Raw genomic sequence first — 23,297 nt, 5'->3', positions numbered from 1 at the left:
GTGCCGTTTATCTTCTGGGCCGTAACTACTCGGCAGTTCATGAATTGCAGCACGTCAGGGGCGTGCTCACCAAACACCGGGCGACGGTCGTTCCGGGGGCGGTAAGCCCGAGATAAATGGGGCATTAAGCGCTAGGCCCGGCAAATAGCAGGGTGATTGTGCGCACAGCGAAGCCAGCTGAATGCGTCGGGTGCCGATGCGCAGCCAATTCTCTGTCGAAACGTTATGAACACAGCAGCGGGCCGTGTCGTAGGACACAGCCCGCCGGTGGTTCAACTTCCGCTCCCCGTTACCTACTTGAGCCGGGCCATGAGGGCGTGCTCGACGAGGGTGATGAGCGCGCTCTTGGCGTCCGCGCGGTGACGGGCGTCGGTGGTGATGATGGGGGCGTCGGGGCCGATCTGGAGAGCTTCCCGGACTTCCTCGGGAGCGTAGGGCTGGTGTCCGTCGAAGCCGTTGAGGGCGATGACGAAGGGGAGGCCCGAGTTCTCGAAGTAGTCGACGGCGGGGAAGCAGTCGGCCAGTCGGCGGGTGTCGACGAGGACGACGGCGCCGATGGCGCCGCGGACGAGGTCGTCCCACATGAACCAGAAGCGGTCCTGACCGGGAGTACCGAAGAGGTACAGGATCAGGTCCTGGTCCAGGGTGATACGGCCGAAGTCCATCGCCACCGTGGTGGTGGTCTTGTCCTGGACGTGGCTCAGATCGTCGATGCCCGCGGACGCGGAGGTCATCACCGCTTCGGTACGGAGCGGATTGATCTCCGAGACCGCGCCGACGAACGTGGTCTTGCCCACGCCGAAGCCGCCCGCCACCACGATCTTCGCGGAGGTGGTGGAGCGGGCTGCACCGCTAGAGCTTGCGAAGTCCACTGAGCACCCTTTCGAGCAGTGTCACATCCGGCGTGCCGCCGGCCTCGTCGCTGCCGCCCGGCTGGTGGATCGCCACCATGCCGGCCTCCGCCAGGTCGGCGACGAGGATGCGGGCCACGCCCAGCGGTATCGCCAGCAGCGCGGATACCTCCGCCACGGACTTGACCTCGCGGCACAGATGGCAGATCCGCTGGTGCTCGGGGAGCAGCCCGCCCAGGTGGGCAGGATCAGCCGTGGTGCTGACCAGCGCCTCGATGGCGAGCTGGTAGCGCGGGCGGGTCCGGCCGCCGGTCATGGCGTACGGCCGCACCAGCGGCTGATCGCCTTCACCCCCGTACGACGCCTCGTGCGAGGCACCGTACGGGCCGGGCGAGTGGGGCGGGGTCATGAATCGATTCCTCCGGGCTGGACAACAGGTGTCGTCTGGCGGGCCGGTGGGGGGAGGGCGATCAGCCGGACGTTGGTCATGCGTACGAGCGTGTATCGGTTGGTCGGTTCGGTTCGGTCAGTTCAGCAGGCTGCCCTGCAGTTCCGCGCGCAGATCCGGGGTCAGCACGGTGCCCGCCCGGTCGACCAGGAGGGCCATCTCGTAGCCCACCAGGCCGATGTCGCACTCGGGGTGCGCGAGCACGGCAAGCGAGGAACCGTCGGAAACGGACATGATGAAGAGGAACCCCCGCTCCATCTCCACCACTGTCTGATTGACCGAGCCACCTTCGAAGATACGCGAGGCTCCTGCGGTCAGCGACGTCAGCCCCGAGGCCACCGCCGCCAACTGGTCGGCACGGTCACGCGGAAAGCCTTCGGACATCGCCAGAAGGAGTCCGTCGGCGGAGACCACCACCGTGTGGGACACCCCCGGGGTGTTGTCCACGAAGTTGGTGATCAACCAGTTCAGATTTTGCGCCGCCTGGCTCATCGGACTCAACTAACGCTCCTGCTGGTAAGTGGGGCCGTAGCCTTGATTGTTACTGCCATGGGTGTCCTGACCGGTGGTCGTACCGGCCTGACGGCCCTGCTGGATGCCCCGTCGGAGGTTGGTCAGTCGGCCGCGCACGTCGTCGGGCGCACGCGAGACCTGCGGACCGCTGCGTTCCGGCTGCGACTGCGTGGCGGTGCCGGCGACCAGGTTCGCTCGCGGCACCCGGCGCGGCAGCCCGGAGGTGGTGACCCCGCCGGCCGCCGGCTGGCGGACCCGCTCGGCCTGCTTGCCGAGCTCGTCGTTGGGCGACACGCGCCAGGCTCCGCTGCCGCTGTCACCGCGGCCGGTGTCGTTCCGGCCGCCGTCCCCGCGAGCGGGCTCGTTGCGCGCCGGCGGCACCGCCGAGGCGGGCCGGCCCTGCGGAACGGGCGGCGCGGCGGGCGACGCGGGCCCACTGGGCTGCTCGCCGCCGGGGCCGCGGAACCAGTCCGACTCCAGGGTGTCGAAGAGCGGCGTGCGGCCGTCGCCGGGACCGGCGGGCGACAGCGCGTCCAGCTCGGACGACGGGAGCGCGTACTGGCCGGTCTCCTGCGGCTGCTGCGGCCGCTGCTGCTGTTGCGGCGCCGCCGGGGCCGGGCGCTGGAACTGCTGGGTGGACGCCGCCTCTTCGTGGCCCCGCGGGGTGTCCGCGGCGTCCTGGGGGGACGCGGTCGGCCAGTCGTCGGCCGAGGCACCGGCGGCGCGGCGCGCCTCCCAGTTGCTTCCGGGCTGCTGCCCGCCCCGGGATCCGGCGCCCGCCGGGGAGCTCCCCGGCAGTTCGGCGGCCGGTCCGCGCGGCGGCAGCTGCGGGCGCTCGCCCTGCGGGCCGGAGGCCGGGCCACGGCCCTGCACGGGCGCACCGGACGGCGGCGCGACCGTCGGACCGGCGTCCCCGCCGCGCGGCGGCAGCGCCGGACGGCGTCCGCTGTCCTGCGGAGTCTCCCGCTGGGCCGGGGCGTTGCCGCGGGGAGCGGCGTCCTGGCGGTTCTCGGCGGCGTACCCGGTGCCCGGGCGCCCGGAGTCACCGGGACCGCGGCCCGGGGCGCTGCCCGCACCCGCGGGGGCGCCGGAGCGGCCCGCGGAGCCGAACGCGCCGGCCATGCCGCTGCCGCCGCCCGGACGGCCCGCCGGGTCGAAGCCCGGACCGTCGTTGCCGGGGCGGCCCTGGCCGCCGGGGCCCGCGGGGGCACCCGCGCCCGGACGGTTCGGGGCACCGCCGCCGGGGCGGCCGCCCTGCCCGCCGGGGCCTGCCGGTCCGCCCTGGCCGCCGTCGCGGGCCGGGAGCGCCGGACGGGGACCGCCCGAGACCTGGCCGCGGGGCTGCATACCGGCGAGCCGGCTGCTGCCCTGACCGGAGTGGTTGGTGCCGCCCGAACCCCCGACGGGGGCCGGCGGCTTGTTGCCCTTGGCGCCGCCCTGGGCGACGTCCACGGGAAGCATGACCAGCGCGGTCGTACCGCCGGAGTCCGACGGCCGCAGCTGGATCCGGATGCCGTGCCGCAGGGACAGCCGGCCGACCACGAACAGACCCATCCGGCGGGACACCGAGACGTCCACGGTCGGCGGGCTGGCCAGCCGCTCGTTGATCGCCGAGAGGTCCTCGGGGGAGAGGCCGATACCGGTGTCGTGGATCTCGACCAGCACCCGCCCGTCGGGCAGGGCGTGACCGGTCACCTTCACCTTGGTCTGCGGCGAGGAGAACGAGGTGGCGTTCTCCAGCAGCTCGGCGAGCAGGTGCACGAGGTCGTTGACGACCCGGCCCGCGACCTCGGTGGTCGGGACCGAGCTCAGTTCGATCCGCTCGTACTGCTCCACCTCGGAGGCCGCGGCGCGCAGCACGTCGACCAGCGGGACCGGGCGGGTCCACCGGCGGCCCGGCTCCTCGCCCGCGAGGACGAGGAGGTTCTCGCCGTTCCGGCGCATACGGGTCGCGAGGTGGTCGAGCTTGAACAGCGAGGACAGCTGGTCCGGGTCGGCCTCGCGGCTCTCCAGCTCGGAGATGAGCGACAGCTGACGCTGGATGAGGCCCTGGCTGCGGCGCGAGAGGTTGGTGAACATCGCGTTGACGTTGCCCCGCAGCAGCGCCTGCTCGGCGGCGAGGCGGACGGCCTCGCGGTGCACGTCGTCGAAGGCCGCGGCCACCTGGCCGATCTCGTCCCGGCTGTGCACACCGACCGACTCGACGGAGGTGTCCACGTCCTGCGGGTCGGACTCGGAGAGCTGCTTGACGAGCTCCGGCAGCCGCTTCTGCGAGACGTCCTGCGCGGTGTCCTGGAGGCGGCGGAGCGAGCGCACCATGGAGCGCGCCACGACGAACGCGCCGACCAGCGAGACACCGAGCACCAGCAGGATCAGCGCACCGTTGATGATGGCTTCCTGCTGCGTCTCGGAGCGCAGCTCGCGGGCCTTGCCCTCCATCTCGGAGAGCAGCGTCTGCTCGATCCGGGACATCTCGTCGATCTTGGTGGTGTCCTGGTCGTACCAGTCCTTGTAGGACCGCTTCTCGGCGGATATCGCGCCGTTGGTCTTCAGGACCCGTCCGGCGTAGGTGTCCGCCAGGATGATCTCGGAGTTGCCGCCGTCCTCCAGCGCCTGGAGCAGCTCCTGGGAGCTGGACTCACCGGAGTAGACCTGGATGAACTGCGCGAGCGAGGACTCCTCGCTCTGCTGCGAGGACTGGCCGTACAGCCGGTCGTTCGGGGACAGCTTCGGCTTCGGCTCGTGCGCCAGACCCGCGCTGATCACCGCGCGCTGCATGGAGGCGTACTCCTTGGCCAGCGAGAACGCGGCCAGCGCACGGGTGCTGCGGATCATCTCGCTGTTGCTGGTCGCCTGCGCCATGTCCTGGGAGAGCGAGAGCAGCGAGGTGATGAGCTCGTTGTAGTTGCTGACGGTCTGCGCGATGTAGTTCTCGTCGTCGTACGCGGTCGCGCGGATCGTCTTGATCTTCTCGAGCTGCTTGAGGATGTTGACCAGCGAGGAGTTGACGCCGACCAGTTCCTCGGAGTTCGAGGCCTCGATCTCCTGGGTCGCCTCGCGGAAGGCCTGCTTCGCCCGGTCGGTCTTGATCCGCGGGTAGACGACGTCGTCGTTCTTGTCGTCGCCGCTGACCAGCGGTCCGGCCGAGTGGTCGCGCTCCTCCTGGAGCGCCGAGGCCAGCTCGGTCGCCTGCTTGGTCATGTCCGTCAGCAGCTTCATGTTCTCGAGCTGCTGGAGGTTGTCCATCGAGGTGCTGATCCGCATCGCGCCCAACGTGGTCGCCGCGACCACGGGGAGGGTCAGCAGGGCGACCAGGCGCGTGGAGATGCGCCAGTTGCGCAGGGCCACGCGGGAGCCCGGGCCGGACGGCATGGTCACATCCGGCGTGTCGGGAGCCTCCCCGCTGCTCAGCGCACTCGGGCGCGTGGCGCGATCGGAGCCCTGGCCGTCCGGACCGGTTCCGGTGCCCTGGGCGCGCTGAGGCGAGGAGCCACGGTCGGTTCCACCGCGCGGCTCGGATTCCGCCGCAGCGCTGCCATCCCTCTTGAAACGTCCCTGCACTAGCGTCGCAACCTCTGGACCAGGCGCCCTCGCCGCGCGAGCGGCGGAGCGGTGTCGAGTCATGGGGACATTGGCCCCGGCGGTCCGTGGAATTCCAGCACAGTGGCGGATCTCCAACAAGGGCGGCGGGTCCGGCTGTGACGCGGGTGACGCTATGTGCGGACCGCACTACCGGACGTAGAAACTCATGTTGGCGATAACGGACGTCTGTGGACGAGTCGCGCACGTGGGGCGGGTGTTTACGTACCGGTAATCAAGAGCGGAACATTCGCTTCGGTGGCGCAATGTCCGTTTCAGGGCGCACGGATGACTGACCGTTATGCCTCATTTGGCGGCGAGTTCGTGAGCAAACTCACACGCCTCTCCTGGCTTCTTCTTCGAATCTGCTGGGAAACGCGCGTCTAGCCTGACGCTTTACAGAGAAGTCCGAAACGCCGAACGACGAGTGACAAGGCGAGGCAGAACCCGGTGAAGACCACGATGCTGTTCCGCAACATAGCCAACCCGCGCCGCACCACCCTGGCCCACCTCGACGACGCCGGGGAGCTGCGCACGGTCGACTCTGTCGCCGCCGATGAGCAGGTATCCGCCGAGCTGCCCGCCGTGACCGCGAACCCGCGGCGCACCGTGCTGATGGACGCCCCGCAGGGCTGACCTCCCGGCGCGCACCCGGGCGGGCGTGAGCCCCGGCACGGAGCGCCGGGGCCTGCCACCCGAGGCGCCGCACCGGCCGCCGCGGCCCCCCGCGATAGCCTGGAGTGTCAGTCTCCAGCAGTGATCAGTGAGGGGCAGCGGCTTCCCGTGCGCATCGCCAGGTTCTCCATCGACGGCAACGTCGCCTTCGGTGTCGTGGAAGGGGATCCCTCCGACGCGGAGGGACCCGTTCTCGACATCATCAAAGGCCACCCCTTCGCCGAGTTCGAGCGCTCGGGGCAGCGGATCCCGCTGAACAAGGTCCGGCTGCTGCCGCCCGTCCTCCCCAACAAGGTCATCGGGATCGGGCGCAACTACGCCGAGCACGCCGCCGAACTGGGCCACGAGGTCCCCGAGGTACCGGTCGCCTTCTTCAAGCCGTCCACTGCGGTGACCGGCCCCGGCGACCCCGTCCCGTACCCGTCGTTCTCCTCCGAACTGCACCACGAGGCGGAGCTCGCCGTGGTCATCGGCCGGATGTGCCGCGAGGTCCCGCGCGAGCGCGTGCAGGACGTCATCCTCGGCTACACCTGCGCCAACGACCTCACCGCCCGCGACGTCCAGCGGCGCGAGAACCAGTGGGCGCGGGCCAAGGGCTTCGACGGCTCCTGCCCGCTCGGCCCCTGGGTGGAGACCGAGCTCGACCCGTCCGACCTCGGCATCATGTGCACCGTCAACGGCGAACAGCGCCAGCTCGGACGCACCGGCGACATGGTCCACTCGATCGCGGACCTGATCGTCCACCTCACCGAGGCGATGACGCTGCTCCCCGGCGACGTCGTCCTCACGGGCACCCCGGCAGGGGTCGGCCCGCTCAACGTCGGCGACGAGGTCGCCGTCACCATCGAAGGCATCGGCACTCTCACCAACAAGGTGATCAAGCGTGGCTAGCGCACCCGTACGCGTACGTTTCTGTCCCTCGCCGACCGGCAACCCCCACGTGGGCCTGGTCCGCACCGCCCTCTTCAACTGGGCCTTCGCCCGCCACCACGGCGGCACCCTGGTGTTCCGCATCGAGGACACCGACGCCGCCCGGGACTCCGAGGAGTCCTACGAGCAGCTGCTCGACTCCATGCGCTGGCTGGGCTTCGACTGGGACGAGGGCCCCGAGGTCGGCGGCCCCCACGCGCCGTACCGGCAGTCGCAGCGCATGGACATCTACGCGGACGTCGCCCGCCGCCTCCAGGAGGCCGGCCACGCGTACGAGTGCTACTGCACCACCGAGGAGCTGGAGCAGCGCCGCGAGGCCGCGCGCGCAGCGGGCAAGCCCTCCGGCTACGACGGCGCGTGCCGCGAGCTGACCGCCGAGCAGGCCGACGCCCACCGGCGCGAGGGCCGTGAGCCGATCGTCCGGTTCCGGATGCCCGACGAGCCGGTCACCTTCACCGACCTGGTCCGCGGCGAGCTCACCTTCGCCCCGGAGAACGTGCCGGACTTCGGCATCGTCCGGGCCAATGGCGCCCCGCTCTACACCCTGGTCAACCCGGTCGACGACGCGCTGATGGAGATCACCCACGTGCTGCGCGGCGAGGACCTGCTGTCCTCCACCCCGCGGCAGATCGCCCTCTACCGCGCCCTCGCCGAGATCGGCGTCGGCAACGGCACCACCCCCGCGTTCGGCCACCTGCCGTACGTCATGGGCGAGGGCAACAAGAAGCTCTCCAAGCGCGACCCGCAGGCCTCGCTCAACCTCTACCGCGAGCGCGGCTTCGTCCCCGCCGGCCTGCTCAACTACCTCTCGCTGCTGGGCTGGTCGCTCTCCGCCGACCGGGACGTCTTCGGCATCGACGAGATGGTCGCCGCCTTCGACATCGACGGCGTCAACGCCAACCCGGCCCGCTTCGACCTCAAGAAGGCCGAGGCGATCAACGCCGACCACATCCGGATGATGGACGTGGCGGACTTCGTCGCGGCCTGCGAGCCGTGGCTGAAGGCCCCGCACGCCCCCTGGGCCCCGGAGAAGTTCGACCCGAAGGCGTTCGAGGAGCTGGCCCCGCTGGCCCAGACCCGGCTGACCGTCCTCTCGGACATCACGGCCAACGTCGACTTCCTCTTCCTGGACGAGCCCGTCGAGGACGAGGCGTCCTGGACCAAGGCCATGAAGCCGGGCGCCGACGCCCTGCTGAAGACCGCCCGGGAGAAGCTGGCCGACGCCGACTGGAACGCCGAAGCGCTCAAGCAGGCCGTCATCACCGCAGGTGAGGAGCACGGCCTCAAGCTCGGCAAGGCGCAGGCCCCGGTCCGCGTCGCGGTCACCGGCCGGACGGTCGGCCTGCCGCTGTTCGAGTCCCTGGAGGTCCTGGGACGCGAGCGCACCCTGGCCCGGGTGGACGCGGCCCTGGCGAAGCTCGCCGCGTAACCCGCACCGCCGCGCACGCGAGAGGCCCGGAAGCCGACGGCTTCCGGGCCTCTCCGCGTTCACCCTGATTTACGCCCTGCTGTGCCGGGCGAAGTCGACGAACGCCGACCAGGCGTCCGGGGCGAAGCACAGAACCCCGCCGTCGGGGTCCTTGGAGTCCCGGACGTGCACGGCTGCGGGGGCAGCGGCTACCTCGACGCACTCGCCGCCGTCGCCTCCGCTGTGACTGCTCTTGACCCACTCGGCGGCTACCTCGATGCAATTACCGCCTTCGCCGCCGCTGTAGCTGCTCTTGAACCAGGTGAGCGGACGGCCGATGGACTGCTCGTTCTTCATAGCTCTCCTTGCAGCAACTTCTCGATGTGGCACAGGGATTCGCGCGGGGACAGTGCCTGAGCCCGCAGGATTCCATACCGCACTGCGAACCCGCGTACGGTTTCCCGGTCAGTGATCACCCGTCCGCTGCCTTGACTCTCCAGGTAGCCCACCTGCTCCCCGCCCTTCGGGGTCATCAGGGTGAACGGGCCGTCCACACCCGCGTGATCGGTCACTCGGGTCGGCATCACCTGGATCTCGACATTCGGGTTGTCCCCGACAAGCAGCAGCTGTTCCAGTTGTCCCCGCAACACCTGAACCCCGCCGAAGGGTCGCTGGAGCACAGCCTCCTCGATCACAAAGCTAAGCGTGGGTGCGGGCTTGCGATCGAAGATGGCATGACGCGCCAGCCGGGCTGCGACCATCTGCTCGATCTCGCCCTCGGCGCGCCGAGGGCGCCGAACCGTGAACATGGTCCGCGCGTAGTCCTCGGTCTGGAGCAGCCCTGGGACCACCAGAAGCGCATAGTCGTGGAACTCAAGCGCCTCCTCCTCGATCCGCGCCGCATCCCGGAAGAACGCCGGATACCGGGCCCGGCTCACCTCCTTCTTCCGCGCGAGCAGCACCCCGCCCGCGTCCAGGACCTCGTCCGCCAGCTCGATCAGCTCCGGGCGGGCGATCCGGCGGCCCTGCTCCACCGCTGCGATCAGCGCCTCGCCGTAGCCGAGCTGCTTGCCCGCCTCGGCCTGGGTGAGTCCGGCCTTCTCCCGGAAGATCTTGAACTGCCGGCCGAAGGACCGCAGCAGCTCATCGGCCGGGTCCTCCCGCTGCGCCGCCCCGCCCTGCTCCGGAATCCGCGTCATCAGCCTCCCCTTTCCGTGCCCGACAGCGGGCGGCCCCCGCTGGACAGCCACGCTGTGTAAGGGTGTCGTCACTGGTGACGCTAGGTGTCTCCGACCAGGCTCGGGGGCATGACCACCCGATCTCCCTCGTCCGAGTGCGTCCCGGCTGCTGCGGGCGCCGAATTCCCCACACCCTCACACCACTTCGCCATGTCCTTCACCTCCACGCCCCGTGGCGCGCGCCTGGCGCGACGGCTCGCGGCGCAGCGGCTGGACGACTGGGGGTATCCGCACGGCACCCGGCTGAACGACGCCGTGACCCTGATCGTCGCCGAGCTCACCGGCAACGCCGTCCGGCACGGCCACGTCCCCGGCCGCGACTTCCGGCTCGTCCTCACGGCCGGCCCGGAGTGCGTACGGATCGAGGTCAGCGACGCCCGCGGCGAGTGCCTGCCGCCCACCGAGGTGTCCGAGCCCGGCCCGGAGGCGGAGTCCGGCCGCGGACTGTGGCTGGTCTCGCGGCTGGCGGCCCGCTGGGAGGTCGTCCCCCGCCCGGGCGCCCCGGGCAAGACGGTCCGCGCCGAGGTGATCCCGTAGTCGCACCCACCGACGTCCGCCCTCCGGGGCGGCCTGCCGGGGGGTACGGCCGGCCGCCCGCTCGCGGTAGCGTCGGCCGCATGGCGATCCGTGCGGTGCTCTGGGACATCGACGACACCCTCTTCGACTACACGGGATCCGACCGGACCGGTGCGCTCCGGCACCTGGCGGCCGAGGGTCTGCTCGCCGCCCAGGAGGGCGAGGAGCACGCCCTGCGGCTCTGGGGCGAGGTCATGGAGAGCGCCTTCGGCCGCTTCCTCGCCGGGGAGCTCGGATTTCTGGAGCACCGCCGCGAGCGGGCCCGGGGCTTCCTCGGCGAACCGCTCCCGGACGACGAGGCCGACGCCTGGTTCGGCCGGTACATCGAGCACTACGAGGCGGCCTGGACGCTGTTCCCGGACACCCTCCCCGCGCTCGACGCCCTGGCCGACGGCTACCGGCACGGCGTCGTCTCCAACTCCAGCCTCCCCAACCAGGACCGCAAGCTGCGGATCCTCGGGCTCCGCGACCGCTTCGAGGTACTGCTCTGCGCCGACGAACTGGGCTGCGCCAAGCCCGCGGCCGAGGCGTTCCTCGCGGGCTGCGATGCGCTCGGCCTGCCCCCGGAGCAGGTGGCGTACGTGGGCGACCGGGCCGATGTCGACGCCCGCGGGGCCACCGAGGCCGGGCTCCTCGGCATCTGGCTGGACCGCGCGGACACCGGTGACGCGAGCGGGCTGCCGCGGATCACCGGCCTTGCCCAGCTCCCCGCGCTGCTGCGTGGCGATACGCGTTTTGGAGCGCCGTCCACCATCGGGTAATGTTCTTCCTGCGCCGCCCGAGCGGGCCGAAAAGGCCGGACCGGGAGGCGTAACCCAAACAAAGCCCCCCAGGGGGTTGCGTTTTGGTGGGGTATGGTGTAATTGGCAGCACGAGTGATTCTGGTTCACTTAGTCTAGGTTCGAGTCCTGGTACCCCAGCGAGAGATACGCCCAGCGCATCTCTTGATCAGCAGTGCTGAGCCCCCGTTGTGTAGCGGCCTAGCACGCCGCCCTCTCAAGGCGGTAGCGCCGGTTCGAATCCGGTCGGGGGTACAGATCCTTTCCTTCCGTCACCATCCGGGTCGCTCCCGGAGGCGGCGACGAGACAAGGATCGCCAGGGCCCCCGTTGTGTAGCGGCCTAGCACGCCGCCCTCTCAAGGCGGTAGCGCCGGTTCGAATCCGGTCGGGGGTACAGGTACGTGGGAGCCTCCCGCATCATGGTGGGAGGCTTTTGCGCGCCCCATGGGGTATGGGGTAATTGGCAGCCCGGCTGATTCTGGTTCAGTTAGTCTAGGTTCGAGTCCTGGTACCCCAGCTCAAGCCCCCGTTGTGTAGCGGCCTAGCACGCCGCCCTCTCAAGGCGGTAGCGCCGGTTCGAATCCGGTCGGGGGTACGCAACGAAAGCCCCTCCTCGCGGAGGGGCTTTCGCATGTCCGGGACCGGTTCCGGACGCCCTTCCGAGTTCCGGTCGCTCTCCCGGGCGCGCCGACCGCCGCCGTGCCGGGGCGGCCATGGACCGGGATGCCCGGTGGTCGGCTCAGGGTGGCGGCGCGAACGGACACGGGTGGGCGGCCCTCGACCCCGCGGGCCGGCTTTCCGCCGGTCAGCGCGCCAGGTCAGCGCGCCAGGGCGGTGCGGTCCGGGACGTCGTGCGGCAGCCCGGACATCGCACACCGCATTGGCGAAAGCCTCAGCCCGAGCGGCGCAGGGCCTCGCTCAGCCGGCCCGCCGCGTCGATCACGGCCTGGGCGTGCATCCGGCCCGGGTGCCGGGTCAGCCGCTCGATCGGTCCGGAGACCGAGACGGCGGCCACCACGCGGTTCGACGGCCCGCGCACCGGCGCGGAGACCGAGGCCACGCCCGGCTCCCGCTCGCCGATCGACTGGGCCCAGCCCCGCCGCCGGACGCCGGAGAGCGCCGTCGCGGTGAACCGGGCACCCTGCAGACCCCGGTGCAGCCGCTCCGGCTCCTCCCAGGCCATCAGGATCTGGGCCGCCGACCCGGCCTTCATCGGCAGGGTGGAGCCGACCGGCACGGTGTCCCGCAGTCCGGACAGCCGCTCCGCCGCCGCCACACAGATGCGCATGTCGCCCTGGCGCCGGTAGAGCTGCGCGCTCTCGCCGGTCACGTCCCGCAGGTGGGTGAGGACCGGTCCGGCCGTGGCGAGCAGCCGGTCCTCGCCCGCCGCCGCGGCCAGCTCGGCCAGGCGCGGGCCCAGGATGAACCGGCCCTGCATGTCCCTGGCCACGATCCGGTGATGTTCCAGTGCCACCGCGAGCCGGTGGGCCGTGGGGCGCGCGAGACCGGTCGCCGCGACCAGCCCGGCGAGGGTGGCCGGACCGGACTCCAGAGCGCTCAGTACCAGCGCTGCCTTGTCGAGAACGCCGACGCCGCTAGAGTTGTCCATGCAACGATACTCGCGTCTCACTCTGTGAAACGCAAGTTCAATTTTCTGCGGAACCCGTCACTCTGGGAAGGGCGGGCCGTGGACCACGACCCGTACGCCCCACCCGTCACTGGGGGTTCGGGCGGGGCACAGGGAATCGAGCGGGGCCGGCAATGCGGCCGGCCGGAGGGAAGCGATGGGACGGACACTGGCGGAGAAGGTCTGGGACGACCATGTCGTCCGGCGCGCCGAGGGCGAGCCCGACCTCCTCTTCATCGATCTGCACCTGCTGCACGAGGTGACCAGCCCGCAGGCCTTCGACGGCCTCCGCAAGGACGGTCGCCGGGTGCGCCGCACCGACCTCACCATCGCCACCGAGGACCACAACACCCCCACCCTCGACATCGACAAGCCGATCGCCGACCCGGTCTCCCGTACTCAGTTGGAGACGCTGCGTAAGAACTGCGCGGACTTCGGCGTGCGGCTGCACCCGCTCGGCGACGTCGAGCAGGGCGTCGTCCACGTCGTGGGACCGCAGCTGGGGCTGACCCAGCCGGGCACCACCGTGGTCTGCGGCGACAGCCACACCTCCACGCACGGCGCGTTCGGCGCGCTGGCCTTCGGCATCGGGACCAGCCAGGTCGAGCACGTGCTGGCCACCCAGACGCTGCCGCTGGCCCCCTTCAAGACCATGGCGATCACCGTGGAGGGCGAGCTCCCCGACGGCGTCACCGCCAAGGACCTCATCCTGGCGATCATCGCCCGCATCGGCACCGGCGGCGGCCAGGGCTACGTCCTGGAGTACCGCGGCTCCGCCATCGAGAAGCTCTCGATGGAATCCCGGATGACCATCTGCAACATGTCGATCGAGGCCGGCGCCCGGGCAGGCATGATCGCCCCGGACGAGACCACCTTCGACTACCTGCGCGGCCGCGACCACGCCCCGCAGGGGGAGGACTGGGACGCCGCCGTCGCGTACTGGAAGACCCTGCGCTCCGACGCCGACGCCGTCTTCGACCACGAGGTCGTCATCGACGCCACCGAGCTGGCGCCGTTCGTCACCTGGGGCACCAACCCGGGCCAGGGCGCGCCGCTGTCGGCCGCGGTGCCCGACCCCGCTTCGTACGAGGACGCCTCGGAGCGCTACGCCGCCGAAAAGGCCCTGGACTACATGGGGTTGACAGCCGGTCAGCCGCTCCGCGAGATCTCCGTGGACACCGTGTTCGTAGGCTCCTGCACCAACGGGCGGATCGAGGACCTGCGCTCCGCCGCCTCGATCCTCGAGGGGCGCCAGGTCGCCGAGGGCGTCCGGATGTTGGTCGTCCCCGGCTCGGTGCGGGTCGCGCTGCAGGCCGTCGAGGAGGGGCTGGACAAGGTGTTCACCGCGGCCGGCGCCGAATGGCGGCACGCGGGCTGCTCCATGTGCCTGGGCATGAACCCCGACCAGCTGGCTCCGGGGGAGCGCTCCGCCTCCACCTCCAACCGGAACTTCGAGGGGCGGCAGGGCAAGGGCGGCCGCACCCATCTGGTCTCCCCGCAGGTCGCCGCCGCCACCGCGGTCCTGGGGCACCTCGCGTCCCCGGCCGATCTGTCCGACGTCGCCGCAACCGTTCCCGTGGGGGCCTGAGAAACCATGGAAGCTTTCACCACGCACACCGGCCGGGCCGTCCCGCTGCGCCGCAGCAATGTCGACACCGACCAGATCATCCCCGCCCACTGGCTGAAGAAGGTCACCCGGGACGGATTCGAGGACGGGCTGTTCGAGGCCTGGCGGAAGGACCCCGAGTTCGTGCTGAACCGGCCCGAGCGGCAGGGGGCGACCGTGCTGGTCGCGGGCCCCGACTTCGGCACCGGCTCCTCCCGTGAACACGCCGTCTGGGCGCTGCAGAACTTCGGCTTCAAGGCCGTCGTCTCGTCCCGCTTCGCGGACATCTTCCGCGGCAACTCGCTCAAGAACGGCCTGCTCACCGTCCTGCTGCCGCAGGAGACGGTGGACCGGCTGTGGGAGCTGACCGAGGCCGACCCGGCCGTCGAGATCACCGTCGACCTGGTCGAACGCCAGGTCCGCGCGCCGCGCCCCGACGGCTCCGTGCTGACCGCGGAGTTCGAACTGGACGAGAACGCCCGCTGGCGGCTGCTGGAGGGGCTGGACGACATCAGCCTCACCCTGAAGAACGAGGCCGACATCGCCGCCTACGAGGCCGCGCGGCCCGCGTTCAAGCCCCGCACGGTGGTGGTCTGATCCGTCCCGCACCACCCGGAGCGCCCCCTGTCGACCGACAGGGGGCGCTCCGGCGTTCCGGGACACTGTTGGGGCCCCATCAAGCGACAACTCGCCGCAGATGGCACAATCGGTGCATGGAACGCGACAGCCAACTCGAGCTCTACGAGGCCGTCGCCGCCCGGCTCAAGGAAGCGCACAGCAGGGTGCGCTCGCTGCAAGTCCCGGAGGGCGTACGGATGGCGCTGTCCCGGAAGCTGCTGGTCATCACGGCGGGGGCGAAGCATGATCTCGCCCGAGCGGCAAGCCGTCTGGACCGGTTCATGAAGGACCTCGACGAAGGTCGTTTCCCCGAAGGCGGCTGAGGCCGACGGAACTCCGTGCCGGTCGAGTTCGTTGCGGCACAAGGGTGATTAGCCCGTTTCGTGTTTGATTTGCGGTATATATCTGCCTAACGTGCGAAAAAGCTTGAACACTTTCGTTCCGGCAATGTCTCCGAAGGGGAAGACGTGAACAAGGCGCAGCTCGTAGAAGCAATTGCCGACAAGCTCGGCGGGCGGCAGCAGGCCGCCGATGCTGTCGACGCGGTTCTGGACGCCATGGTGCGTTCAGTTGTCGCCGGGGAACGGGTCTCCGTCACCGGCTTCGGATCGTTCGAGAAGGTGGACCGCCCCGCCCGGTACGCCCGGAACCCGCAGACCGGCGAGCGCGTCCGGGTCAAGAAGACCTCGGTGCCCCGCTTCCGTGCAGGCCAGGGCTTCAAGGACCTGGTGGCCGGGACGAAGAAGCTGCCCAAGGGCGGCGAGGTCTCGGTGAAGAAGGCCCCCAAGGGCAGCCTCAGCGGAGGGGTTACCGCCAAGAAGGCCACCACCAAGAAGGCGGCGGCCAAGAAGGCGGCGGCGAAGCGGACCGCGGCCAAGAAGACCGTGGCGAAGAAGGCCACCGCGGCCAAGAAGGCAGCGGCGAAGAAGACGACGACGGCGAAGAAGACCGCAGCGAAGAAGACCGCGGCCAAGAAGACCGCCGCGAAGAAGGCCACCGCCAAGAAGACGGCACCGGCCAAGAAGGCCGCGGCGAAGAAGGCCCCCGCCCGCAAGGCCAGCGCCCGCAAGACCACCGCCAAGAAGACGACCGCGAGGAAGAAGTAGCACCTCACGCGCCGGGCCGGACTCCCTCCGGGGAGCCCGGCCCGCGGTGTGTCCGCACCCGTGGCGGGCGGCCGGCGGCACCGGGCGCCCGGTGTCCCCGCCCCGTTCGGGCGTGCTGGGCGCCTGCGGCTCGAACGCCTTCGGTCAGAGCGTCTGCAGGGTCACCAGGGTGATCCGGCGCCCCTCGCCCTCGCCCTCCACGTCGATCCGCACCCGCTGGCCCGGCCGCAGCAGCAGCAGCCCGCCGGCGTCGAAGGCCTCGGCCCCGAACGGCACCGGGGTGCCGTCGTCGAGCAGCACACTGCCCGTGCGGGTATCGGAGTCGTACGTATAAGCGGTCGCCTGCATGGGCACCAGCCTACGGGCTGGGGGCAATCCGCGGCGCCCGCCCGCCCTCGCCTTTCCGCCGCGCATTCCGCCCGGACCGGCTGTCCGTTATTCGGGGATGAGCAGTCCGGCCGCCACGGCTGCCGTGCGCGGTCCCACCCCCAGCGCCAGCGCCGTGCGCAGATCCTCACCGGTGTCCACGTCCCGGCGTACGGAATCGACACCGGACAGCGTGATTTCCACCGCCCCCGAGGCCCGGTGCCGCGCCCGTGACGGGCCGCCGAATACCGGTTCCAGCTCCACCCCCGGGGCCGCCGAGAGGAATGTCGTCCCCACTCCTGCCGCATCCGCCAGAAATGCCCGGGGAAATGCGGCCGCCGCGGCCAGAACCCGCGCGAGTTCACCGGGGCGCAGTGCCGGCAGGTCCGCGTTGAGCGCCGCCACCGGGGCCGCCGGGCGCACCCGGCGGACCGTACGGGCGCCGTGGGCGAGCGCCGCGTTCAGACCGTCCGCCGGGACCCCGCCGGAGCCGGCCGGCCGGTCGGGCACGGTACGGGCGCCCAGCGCCGTCAGCTCCGCCCCCGCCAGCGGATCGTCCGTGACGACCACCACATCCCCGACCTCGGAGCAGGCCAGCGCCGCCGCCACGGTGTCCTGCGCGAACGCCAGCGCGAGACCCGGCCGCAGCCCGTCGCCCGTCGCGCCGGCCAGCCTGCTCTTGGCCCGGGCCAGCGGCTTCAGCGGAACCACCAGCGACCACGCGCCGCCCGCGACGCCCTTTCCGATTCTTCGCATCGGCCTCATTCTCGCCTGCTGCCGCAGCCGCCCGGGAGGACCGGGGTTACGGTGTTCTCGACAGACCGGGGACCTGGGGCGACACTTGTGCGGCTGCCCGTCCGCAGCTCAGCAGGTCCCACGAGGAGGGTGTCCGAGTGTCCCGCCGCAGAATCGGCTTCTGGTACCGCTTGGCCGCGGTCATCGCAAAACCGCCGCTGGTGGTGCTGTTCAAACGGGACTGGCGTGGAATGGAGCACATTCCGGCCGACGGCGGATTCATCACCGCGGTCAACCACAACTCGTATCTCGACCCGCTCTCCTACGCGCACTTTCAGTACAACACCGGACGCGTCCCGCGATTCCTCGCGAAGGCCGGCCTTTTCCGGACCCCGTTCGTCGGCATGATGCTGCGGGGCACCGGCCAGATCCCCGTCTACCGCGAGTCCAGCGACGCCGTCAGTGCCTTCCGGGCCGCCATCGACGCGATCGACCGCGGCGAGTGCGTCGCCTTCTACCCCGAGGGCACCCTCACCCGCGACCCCGACCACTGGCCGATGCAGGGCAAGACCGGCGCGGCCCGCGTCGCGCTGGAGACCAAGGCGCCGGTCATCCCGGTCGCCCAGTGGGGCGCCAACCACGCCATGCCGCCGTACGCCAAGGAGGACAAGCTCCGCCTCCTGCCGCGCAAGACGCTGCGGGTGCAGGCCGGACCCCCGGTGGACCTCTCCGCCTACTACGGCATGGAGCCCACCGCCGAGGTGCTGCGCGCCGCCACCGACACGATCATGGCCGCCGTCACCGAGCTGCTCGCCGAGGTGCGCGGCGAGCCGGCCCCCGCCGAGACGTACGACCACCGCACGGCGCGCGCGGAGCAGCGGCAGAAGACCCAGCAGCTCAAGGCCGAGGAACAGGGGGGAACCCCGTGACGCGCTGCGCCGTCTACGGCGCCGGCTCCTGGGGTACCGCCTTCGCGATGATCCTCGGGGACGCGGGCTGCGACGTGACGCTCTGGGGCCGCCGCCCCGAGCTGGCCGAGACCATCAACACCGGCCGCACCAACCCCGACTACCTGCCCGGTGCCGTGCTGCCCGCCTCCGTCCGGGCCACCAGCGACCCCGCCGAGGCCGCCCGCGGTGCCGAGTTCACGGTGCTCGCCGTGCCCTCCCAGACCCTCCGCGGCAACCTCGCCGACTGGGCGCCGCTGCTCCCGGCCGACACCGTCTTCGTCAGCCTGATGAAGGGCGTCGAACTCGGCACCGCCAAGCGGATGAGCGAGGTCGTCGAGGAAGTGGTCGGCAAGGCGCCCGGCGGCGCCGGCCCCGAGGACGTCCGGCGGCGGGTCGCGGTGCTCACCGGCCCCAACCTCGCCCGCGAGATCGCGGCCCGGCAGCCCGCCGCGGCGGTCGTCGCCTGCGCCGACGAGGCGGTGGCCAAGCGGCTCCAGACCGCCTGCCACACCCCCTACTTCCGGCCCTACACCAACACCGACGTCGTCGGCTGCGAGCTGGGCGGCGCCGTGAAGAACGTCATCGCGCTCGCCGTCGGCATCGCGGACGGCATGGGCCTGGGCGACAACGCCAAGGCCTCGCTGATCACCCGCGGTCTCGCCGAGACGACCCGGCTGGGGCTGGCGATGGGCGCCGACGCCCACACCTTCGCGGGCCTGGCGGGCATGGGCGACCTGGTCGCCACCTGCTCCTCCCCGCTGTCCCGCAACCACACGTTCGGCACCAACCTCGGCCGGGGCATGACCCTGGAGGAGACCATCGCGGCCACCGCGCAGACCGCCGAGGGCGTCAAGTCCTGCCAGTCCGTACTCGATCTGGCCCGCCGGCACGAGGTCGAGATGCCGCTCACCGAGACCGTCGTCGGCATCGTGCACGAGGGCAAGGCACCGCTCGTGGCGCTCAAGGAGCTCATGGGCCGCAGCGCCAAGGCGGAACGGCACTAGGACCCGTCCCACGGGCGGGCCGGGACGGGGGAGCGGCACCCGGTGGGGTGGATCGCATCCGCCCGCACCACCGCGACATTCCGGGGGGACGGCCCCCGGACCACCGAGTTCAGGCAAGGTAATCTCAACGCGATATGAGCAGCGAGTCCTCTTCCCCCAGCCCCGCCCGCAAGCCGCGCGTCGCCGTCGTGTTCGGCGGGCGCAGCTCGGAGCACGCCATCTCCGTGGTCACCGCCGGGGCCGTGCTCCGCGCCATCGACCGCTCCCGGTACGAGGTGCTGCCCATCGGCATCACCACCGACGGGCGCTGGGCGCTGACCGCCGACGCCCCCGAGCGGATGGCGATCACCGAGCGGAAGCTGCCCAGCGTGGAGCAGCTCACCGAGCCGGGGGAGGGCGCCGTGGTGCTCCCGGTCGACCCGGGCAGCCGTGAGGTCGTCTACAGCGAGCCCGGTGCGGTGCCCAAGGTGCTCGGCGAGGTCGACGTCGTCTTCCCGGTGCTGCACGGGCCGTACGGCGAGGACGGCACCCTCCAGGGGATGCTGGAGCTCTCCGGGGTGCCGTACGTCGGCGCCGGAGTGCTCGCGTCCGCCGTCGGCATGGACAAGGAGTACATGAAGCGGGTGTTCACCGGCTTCGGGCTCCCCGTCGGCCCCTACGAGGTGGTCCGGCCGCGCGAGTGGGAGCAGGACCCGTCCGCCGCCCGGAAGCGGATCGTGGACTTCGCCGCCGAGCACGGCTGGCCGCTGTTCATCAAGCCCGCGCGGGCCGGCTCCTCCATGGGCATCACCAAGGTGGACCGCCTGGAGGACCTGGAGGCGGCCGTCGAGGAGGCCCGCCGCCACGACCCCAAGGTCATCGTGGAGTCGCTGCTGCGCGGCCGGGAGATCGAGTGCGGCGTCCTGGAGTTCGAGGACGGGCCGCGGGCGAGCGTTCCCGCCGAGATCCCGCCGGTGGAGTCGCACGACTTCTACGACTTCGAGGCCAAGTACATCGACTCCGCCGCCGGCCTGGTGCCCGCGCCGCTCACCGAGGAGCAGACCGCCCGGGTCCAGGAGCTCGCCGTCCGGGCCTTCGACGCCGTCTCCTGCGAGGGTCTGGTCCGTGCGGACTTCTTCCTGCAGGACGACGGGGAGTTCGTGATCAACGAGATCAACACCATGCCGGGCTTCACGCCGATCTCCATGTACCCCCGGATGTGGCAGGAGAGCGGTGTGAGCTACGCCGAGCTGGTGGACCGGCTCATCCAGGCCGCGCTGCGCCGCCCGACCGGACTGCGCTGAACCCGCGCGCGGGCGGTGGGCGACGGTGCCCCCGCCCGCCACCGGTTCCGTGACGTACGGCCCGGACGACCTGTCGGGGAGGGCGCGGGCCTAGAGCTCGCTCGGCACGCTCTTCTTCACGGCACCCGCGAGATCGGTCAGCGCATTGACCTCGGGGGCGTACTTCCCCGGCACGGTCAGCTCGACGAAGGCCTTGCGCCCGGTGGTGGTGAACCGGTAACCGTCGTCCTGCTTCTCCAGCAGCCAGGTGACGCCGTTGACATCCACCGCGTCCGCCGTGGGGTTGTAATGTTCGCTCCCGGGCGTCAGCACGGTGGGCCGGGCCACCCCGCAGCGCAGTTGCACCGCGGGGTCGCCCCAGTCGGCGGCGAAGTCCGAATCGGGCCCGGCGGAACTCCGGTCGAGCCCGTCGACGGTGCCGGGCAGATGCCCCTGGAGCGTCCGGCACATCCCGGCGGCCGCGGCCGACGGGGTGGGAACCGGACGGGTGCCGTCGCTGTCGGAGAAGGAACAGCCGGCGGCGGCGGTCAGCAGGGCGGCGGCGGGCAGGCAGAGGATCCGGCGAGGAAAAGCGCTCACCGGCCGAGCATAGACGGGGGCTACAGATGGACCACCGGGCAGGTCAGCGTACGCGTGATGCCGTCCACTTGCTGGACTTTCGCGACCACCATGCGACCCAGTTCATCGACGGTTTCGGCCTGCGCGCGCACGATGACGTCATACGGTCCGGTCACGTCCTCGGCCTGGATCACCCCCGGGATCGCACCGATCGTCTCGGCTACGGTCGACGCCTTGCCGACCTCGGTCTGGATCAGGATGTACGCCTGTACCACGGAACCTCCAGGGCGGCCACGAGGATCATGTGGGGAGAAGGGACGCCACGGTACCGCGTCGCCGAGCGGCAGGGGGAGACCCGCGCAGCCGTCGGCGTGCTCGGAGCCGTGGACAGCAAGGACAGGTTGACGGCCCCGGCACCACTGCCGGGCCGCGAGGGCAATCGCACTGGGGCAGAAGGGGCACACCGATGAAGGGCACCGTGGGCGAGTTGGGGGAGTTCGGGCTCATCAGGGAGCTCACCTCACGGCTCACCACCACCCCCGCCGTACGGCTCGGTCCCGGCGACGACGCCGCGGTGATCGCGGCACCGGACCGCCGGGTCGTGGCCAGCACCGACGTACTGCTGGAGGGCCGGCACTTCCGCCGCGACTGGTCCACCGCCTACGACGTCGGCCGCAAGAGCGCGGCCCAGAACCTCGCCGACATCGCCGCCATGGGCGCCGTCCCCACCGCCCTGCTCGTCGGCCTGGTGGTCCCCGCCGAACTCCCGGTGACCTGGCCCGTGGAGCTGATGGACGGCATCCGGGACGAGTGCCAGGTGGCGGGCGCGGCCGTGGTCGGCGGTGACGTGGTCCGCGGGGACGACATCACCGTCGCCATCACCGCGCTGGGCGACATGCGCAACCACGAGCCGGTCACCCGGGCCGGTGCACAGCCCGGCGACGTGGTCGCGGTGACCGGCTGGCTCGGCTGGTCCGCCGCCGGACACGCGGTGCTCTCCCGGGGATTCCGCTCCCCGCGCGCGTTCGTCGAGGCACACCGCCGGCCCGAGCCGCCGTACCACGCCGGTCCGGCCGCCGCGGGGCTCGGCGCCACGGCGATGACGGACATCAGCGACGGCCTCGTCGCCGACCTGGGGCACATCGCGGTGGCCAGCAAGGTCCGGATCGACCTGCGCTCGGCCGCGATCGACGTCCCCACGCAGATGTCCGACATCGGGCAGGCCGTCGGGGTGGATCCGCTGACCTGGGTGCTCGGCGGCGGGGAGGACCACGCCATCGTGGCGACCTTCCCGCAGGACGTGAAGCTCCCCGCGCGGTGGCAGGTGATCGGCGAGGTGCTCAACCCCTCGGCGCTGCCGCAGGTGACGGTGGACGGGGCGCCCTGGGACAAGGCCGGCTGGGACCATTTCGGCGACATCGAGGACGCCCAGTAGATTCGGGCCCATGGAGACGGACCCGCAGCTGCCCCGGAAGACCCCGCCCCGCGTCCTCACCGTCGCCGGATCCGACTCCGGCGGCGGCGCGGGCATCCAGGCCGACCTGAAGGCGATGCTCGCCCTCGGCACGCACGGCATGAGTGTGGTCACCGCGGTCACGGCACAGAACTCACAGGGCGTACAGGGCGCGTGGGAGCTGCCGCCCGACGCCGTACGGTCCCAGTTCCGCAGCGTCGTCGACGACATCGGGGTGGACGCGGTCAAGACCGGAATGCTCGCCTCGGCCGAACTCGTCGAGACCGTCGCCGGACTCCTCGCCGAGGTGGGAGTCCCGGTCGTGGTGGACCCGGTCGGGGTCTCCAAGCACGGTGACCCGCTGCTCGCCGCGTCGGCGCTCGACTCGGTGCGGACGAAGCTGCTGCCGGCCGCCACCGTCGCCACCCCCAACCTGGACGAGGTCGCCCAGCTCACCGGAGTCCGGGTCGAGGAGGAGGCGGACCTGCGCCGCGCGGCGGACGCGGTCCTCGCCTTCGGACCGCGCTGGGCGCTGATCAAGGGCGGGCACCTCGGGGGCGACGCGGTGGACCTGCTCACCGACGGCGCGGAGGAGCACTGGCTGCGGTCGGTGCGCCACGACAACCGGCACACCCACGGCACCGGCTGCACGCTGGCGAGCGCCGTCGCCGCGCGGCTGGCGACGGGGCGGACGGTGCCGGAGGCGGTGGCCGACGCCAAGGAGTACGTGACCGGCGCGATCGCCGCGGGCTTCCCGCTGGGCGAGGGCATCGGCCCGGTGGATCACGCCTGGCGGTGGCGCTGAGGACGGTTGGCCGGGGCCCGGCCTCGGCCCCGGGCCCCGTGGCGGTGCACCCGGGTGCGCCGCCGCGGGGATAAGCACGGAAGCGGCCGGACGGAGGCGGGGAGACCGCGTCCGGAGGGACCACGCCTCGGCGAGCACGGAACCGCGCGGGAACAGCAGAAAGCCGGCCCACTCCTCAGTGGACCGGC

Annotated in this window: 25 protein-coding genes and 5 tRNA genes; 19 read left to right on the top strand and 11 right to left on the bottom strand. The window is 71.5% G+C overall.

What is annotated here, in order from left to right; genetic code table 11:
- Positions 1 to 293: 293 nt before the first annotated feature.
- The 4 genes from ACFYYR_RS12660 to ACFYYR_RS12645 form a co-directional block, all read right to left on the bottom strand.
- Entirely contained in the window at positions 294 to 872 is a 579-nt protein-coding gene (locus ACFYYR_RS12660) for an ATP/GTP-binding protein (RefSeq protein WP_388850729.1), read from the bottom strand.
- Entirely contained in the window at positions 853 to 1,260 is a 408-nt protein-coding gene (locus ACFYYR_RS12655) for a DUF742 domain-containing protein (RefSeq protein ID WP_351512515.1), read from the bottom strand. The genes ACFYYR_RS12660 and ACFYYR_RS12655 overlap by 20 nt, the downstream gene beginning before the upstream one ends.
- Positions 1,261 to 1,377: 117 nt before the next feature.
- Positions 1,378 to 1,791 carry a roadblock/LC7 domain-containing protein gene (locus ACFYYR_RS12650; protein WP_136742879.1) on the bottom strand — a complete coding sequence of 138 codons (414 nt, stop codon included), beginning with the start codon at positions 1,789 to 1,791 and terminating at the stop codon, positions 1,378 to 1,380.
- Positions 1,792 to 1,800: 9 nt separating this feature from the next.
- On the bottom strand, positions 1,801 to 5,373 hold the full coding sequence (locus ACFYYR_RS12645) for a nitrate- and nitrite sensing domain-containing protein (protein ID WP_388850726.1): 3,573 nt from the start codon (positions 5,371 to 5,373) through the stop codon (positions 1,801 to 1,803).
- Between the two features lie 468 nt (positions 5,374 to 5,841).
- Between ACFYYR_RS12645 and ACFYYR_RS12640 the strand changes: the two genes are divergently transcribed.
- The 3 genes from ACFYYR_RS12640 (at position 5,842) to gltX (ending at position 8,425) form a co-directional block, all read left to right on the top strand.
- On the top strand, positions 5,842 to 6,027 hold the full coding sequence (locus ACFYYR_RS12640; RefSeq protein WP_388850723.1) for a hypothetical protein: 186 nt from the start codon (positions 5,842 to 5,844) through the stop codon (positions 6,025 to 6,027).
- 147 nt (positions 6,028 to 6,174) lie between these two features.
- Entirely contained in the window at positions 6,175 to 6,957 is a 783-nt protein-coding gene (locus tag ACFYYR_RS12635) for a fumarylacetoacetate hydrolase family protein (RefSeq protein WP_388850720.1), read from the top strand.
- Complete coding sequence (gltX, locus tag ACFYYR_RS12630) at positions 6,950 to 8,425, top strand: glutamate--tRNA ligase (RefSeq protein WP_388850717.1); 1,476 nt, start codon at positions 6,950 to 6,952, stop codon at positions 8,423 to 8,425. The genes ACFYYR_RS12635 and gltX overlap by 8 nt, the downstream gene beginning before the upstream one ends.
- 69 nt (positions 8,426 to 8,494) lie before the next feature.
- On the opposite strand, the gene ACFYYR_RS12625 is transcribed toward gltX, so the two are convergent.
- The gene (locus tag ACFYYR_RS12625; RefSeq protein WP_388850714.1) at positions 8,495 to 8,761 is read right to left on the bottom strand and encodes a DUF397 domain-containing protein; all 267 of its coding nucleotides are present in this window, start codon (positions 8,759 to 8,761) and stop codon (positions 8,495 to 8,497) included.
- Positions 8,758 to 9,603 carry a helix-turn-helix domain-containing protein gene (locus tag ACFYYR_RS12620; protein ID WP_388850711.1) on the bottom strand — a complete coding sequence of 282 codons (846 nt, stop codon included), beginning with the start codon at positions 9,601 to 9,603 and terminating at the stop codon, positions 8,758 to 8,760. The genes ACFYYR_RS12625 and ACFYYR_RS12620 overlap by 4 nt, the downstream gene beginning before the upstream one ends.
- A gap of 108 nt (positions 9,604 to 9,711) precedes the next feature.
- Between ACFYYR_RS12620 and ACFYYR_RS12615 the strand changes: the two genes are divergently transcribed.
- From ACFYYR_RS12615 to ACFYYR_RS12585, 7 genes are all read left to right on the top strand, one after another.
- Positions 9,712 to 10,179, top strand: coding sequence for an ATP-binding protein (locus tag ACFYYR_RS12615; protein ID WP_388850708.1), 468 nt, complete (start codon positions 9,712 to 9,714; stop codon positions 10,177 to 10,179).
- Positions 10,180 to 10,259: 80 nt separating this feature from the next.
- Positions 10,260 to 10,979, top strand: a complete 720-nt coding sequence (locus tag ACFYYR_RS12610; RefSeq protein ID WP_388850705.1) for an HAD family hydrolase — start codon at positions 10,260 to 10,262, stop codon at positions 10,977 to 10,979.
- Between the two features lie 87 nt (positions 10,980 to 11,066).
- Positions 11,067 to 11,138, top strand: a tRNA-Gln gene (locus ACFYYR_RS12605).
- Between the two features lie 41 nt (positions 11,139 to 11,179).
- Positions 11,180 to 11,252 (top strand) — tRNA-Glu (locus ACFYYR_RS12600).
- A gap of 67 nt (positions 11,253 to 11,319) precedes the next feature.
- Positions 11,320 to 11,392: transfer RNA gene (locus ACFYYR_RS12595), tRNA-Glu, on the top strand.
- Between the two features lie 51 nt (positions 11,393 to 11,443).
- Positions 11,444 to 11,515: transfer RNA gene (locus ACFYYR_RS12590), tRNA-Gln, on the top strand.
- 5 nt (positions 11,516 to 11,520) lie between these two features.
- Positions 11,521 to 11,593, top strand: a tRNA-Glu gene (locus ACFYYR_RS12585).
- 297 nt (positions 11,594 to 11,890) lie between these two features.
- On the opposite strand, the gene ndgR is transcribed toward ACFYYR_RS12585, so the two are convergent.
- Positions 11,891 to 12,607: an IclR family transcriptional regulator NdgR gene (ndgR, locus tag ACFYYR_RS12580; RefSeq protein WP_388850703.1), complete on the bottom strand. Its 717-nt coding sequence runs from the start codon at positions 12,605 to 12,607 to the stop codon at positions 11,891 to 11,893.
- A 175-nt stretch (positions 12,608 to 12,782) separates the two neighbouring features.
- On the opposite strand from ndgR, the gene leuC reads away from it, so the two are divergent.
- From leuC to ACFYYR_RS12560, 4 genes are all read left to right on the top strand, one after another.
- Positions 12,783 to 14,213, top strand: a complete 1,431-nt coding sequence (leuC, locus tag ACFYYR_RS12575) for a 3-isopropylmalate dehydratase large subunit (RefSeq protein WP_388850700.1) — start codon at positions 12,783 to 12,785, stop codon at positions 14,211 to 14,213.
- A 6-nt stretch (positions 14,214 to 14,219) separates the two neighbouring features.
- Positions 14,220 to 14,828: a 3-isopropylmalate dehydratase small subunit gene (gene leuD, locus ACFYYR_RS12570; RefSeq protein ID WP_388850697.1), complete on the top strand. Its 609-nt coding sequence runs from the start codon at positions 14,220 to 14,222 to the stop codon at positions 14,826 to 14,828.
- Positions 14,829 to 14,944: 116 nt separating this feature from the next.
- Positions 14,945 to 15,172, top strand: coding sequence for a hypothetical protein (locus tag ACFYYR_RS12565; protein ID WP_351512490.1), 228 nt, complete (start codon positions 14,945 to 14,947; stop codon positions 15,170 to 15,172).
- A 144-nt stretch (positions 15,173 to 15,316) separates the two neighbouring features.
- Positions 15,317 to 15,955: an HU family DNA-binding protein gene (locus ACFYYR_RS12560; RefSeq protein WP_388850692.1), complete on the top strand. Its 639-nt coding sequence runs from the start codon at positions 15,317 to 15,319 to the stop codon at positions 15,953 to 15,955.
- 144 nt (positions 15,956 to 16,099) lie between these two features.
- On the opposite strand, the gene ACFYYR_RS12555 is transcribed toward ACFYYR_RS12560, so the two are convergent.
- Both ACFYYR_RS12555 and cofC read right to left on the bottom strand, forming a co-directional pair.
- A complete protein-coding gene (locus ACFYYR_RS12555) occupies positions 16,100 to 16,303 on the bottom strand; it encodes a hypothetical protein (RefSeq protein WP_388850689.1) in 204 nt (67 codons plus the stop codon).
- Positions 16,304 to 16,390: 87 nt separating this feature from the next.
- Positions 16,391 to 17,077: a 2-phospho-L-lactate guanylyltransferase gene (cofC, locus tag ACFYYR_RS12550; protein ID WP_388850686.1), complete on the bottom strand. Its 687-nt coding sequence runs from the start codon at positions 17,075 to 17,077 to the stop codon at positions 16,391 to 16,393.
- A gap of 137 nt (positions 17,078 to 17,214) precedes the next feature.
- Here cofC and ACFYYR_RS12545 point away from each other — a divergent pair, with 137 nt between their 5' ends.
- The 3 genes from ACFYYR_RS12545 (at position 17,215) to ACFYYR_RS12535 (ending at position 20,293) form a co-directional block, all read left to right on the top strand.
- Positions 17,215 to 17,985, top strand: a complete 771-nt coding sequence (locus ACFYYR_RS12545; protein ID WP_388850682.1) for a lysophospholipid acyltransferase family protein — start codon at positions 17,215 to 17,217, stop codon at positions 17,983 to 17,985.
- Positions 17,982 to 19,010 carry an NAD(P)H-dependent glycerol-3-phosphate dehydrogenase gene (locus ACFYYR_RS12540; protein ID WP_388850679.1) on the top strand — a complete coding sequence of 343 codons (1,029 nt, stop codon included), beginning with the start codon at positions 17,982 to 17,984 and terminating at the stop codon, positions 19,008 to 19,010. Before ACFYYR_RS12545 ends, ACFYYR_RS12540 begins: the two co-directional genes overlap by 4 nt.
- 134 nt (positions 19,011 to 19,144) lie before the next feature.
- Complete coding sequence (locus tag ACFYYR_RS12535; RefSeq protein ID WP_388850676.1) at positions 19,145 to 20,293, top strand: D-alanine--D-alanine ligase family protein; 1,149 nt, start codon at positions 19,145 to 19,147, stop codon at positions 20,291 to 20,293.
- Positions 20,294 to 20,383: 90 nt separating this feature from the next.
- On the opposite strand, the gene ACFYYR_RS12530 is transcribed toward ACFYYR_RS12535, so the two are convergent.
- Together ACFYYR_RS12530 and ACFYYR_RS12525 are read right to left on the bottom strand one after the other, a co-directional pair.
- Entirely contained in the window at positions 20,384 to 20,872 is a 489-nt protein-coding gene (locus tag ACFYYR_RS12530; RefSeq protein ID WP_388850673.1) for a DUF3515 domain-containing protein, read from the bottom strand.
- A 20-nt stretch (positions 20,873 to 20,892) separates the two neighbouring features.
- Positions 20,893 to 21,126, bottom strand: coding sequence for an Lrp/AsnC ligand binding domain-containing protein (locus ACFYYR_RS12525; RefSeq protein WP_351511422.1), 234 nt, complete (start codon positions 21,124 to 21,126; stop codon positions 20,893 to 20,895).
- Between the two features lie 191 nt (positions 21,127 to 21,317).
- On the opposite strand from ACFYYR_RS12525, the gene ACFYYR_RS12520 reads away from it, so the two are divergent.
- Both ACFYYR_RS12520 and thiD read left to right on the top strand, forming a co-directional pair.
- The gene (locus ACFYYR_RS12520) at positions 21,318 to 22,286 is read left to right on the top strand and encodes a thiamine-phosphate kinase (protein ID WP_388850668.1); all 969 of its coding nucleotides are present in this window, start codon (positions 21,318 to 21,320) and stop codon (positions 22,284 to 22,286) included.
- A gap of 10 nt (positions 22,287 to 22,296) precedes the next feature.
- Positions 22,297 to 23,109, top strand: a complete 813-nt coding sequence (gene thiD, locus ACFYYR_RS12515; protein WP_388850665.1) for a bifunctional hydroxymethylpyrimidine kinase/phosphomethylpyrimidine kinase — start codon at positions 22,297 to 22,299, stop codon at positions 23,107 to 23,109.
- Positions 23,110 to 23,297: the final 188 nt, after the last annotated feature.

Source organism: Streptomyces sp. NPDC001922 (assembly GCF_042891165.1).
Classification (GTDB): Bacteria; Actinomycetota; Actinomycetes; order Streptomycetales; family Streptomycetaceae; genus Streptomyces.
The sequence above is the reverse complement of the archived record's forward strand: the minus strand, read 5'-3'. Positions and strand labels throughout refer to the sequence as shown.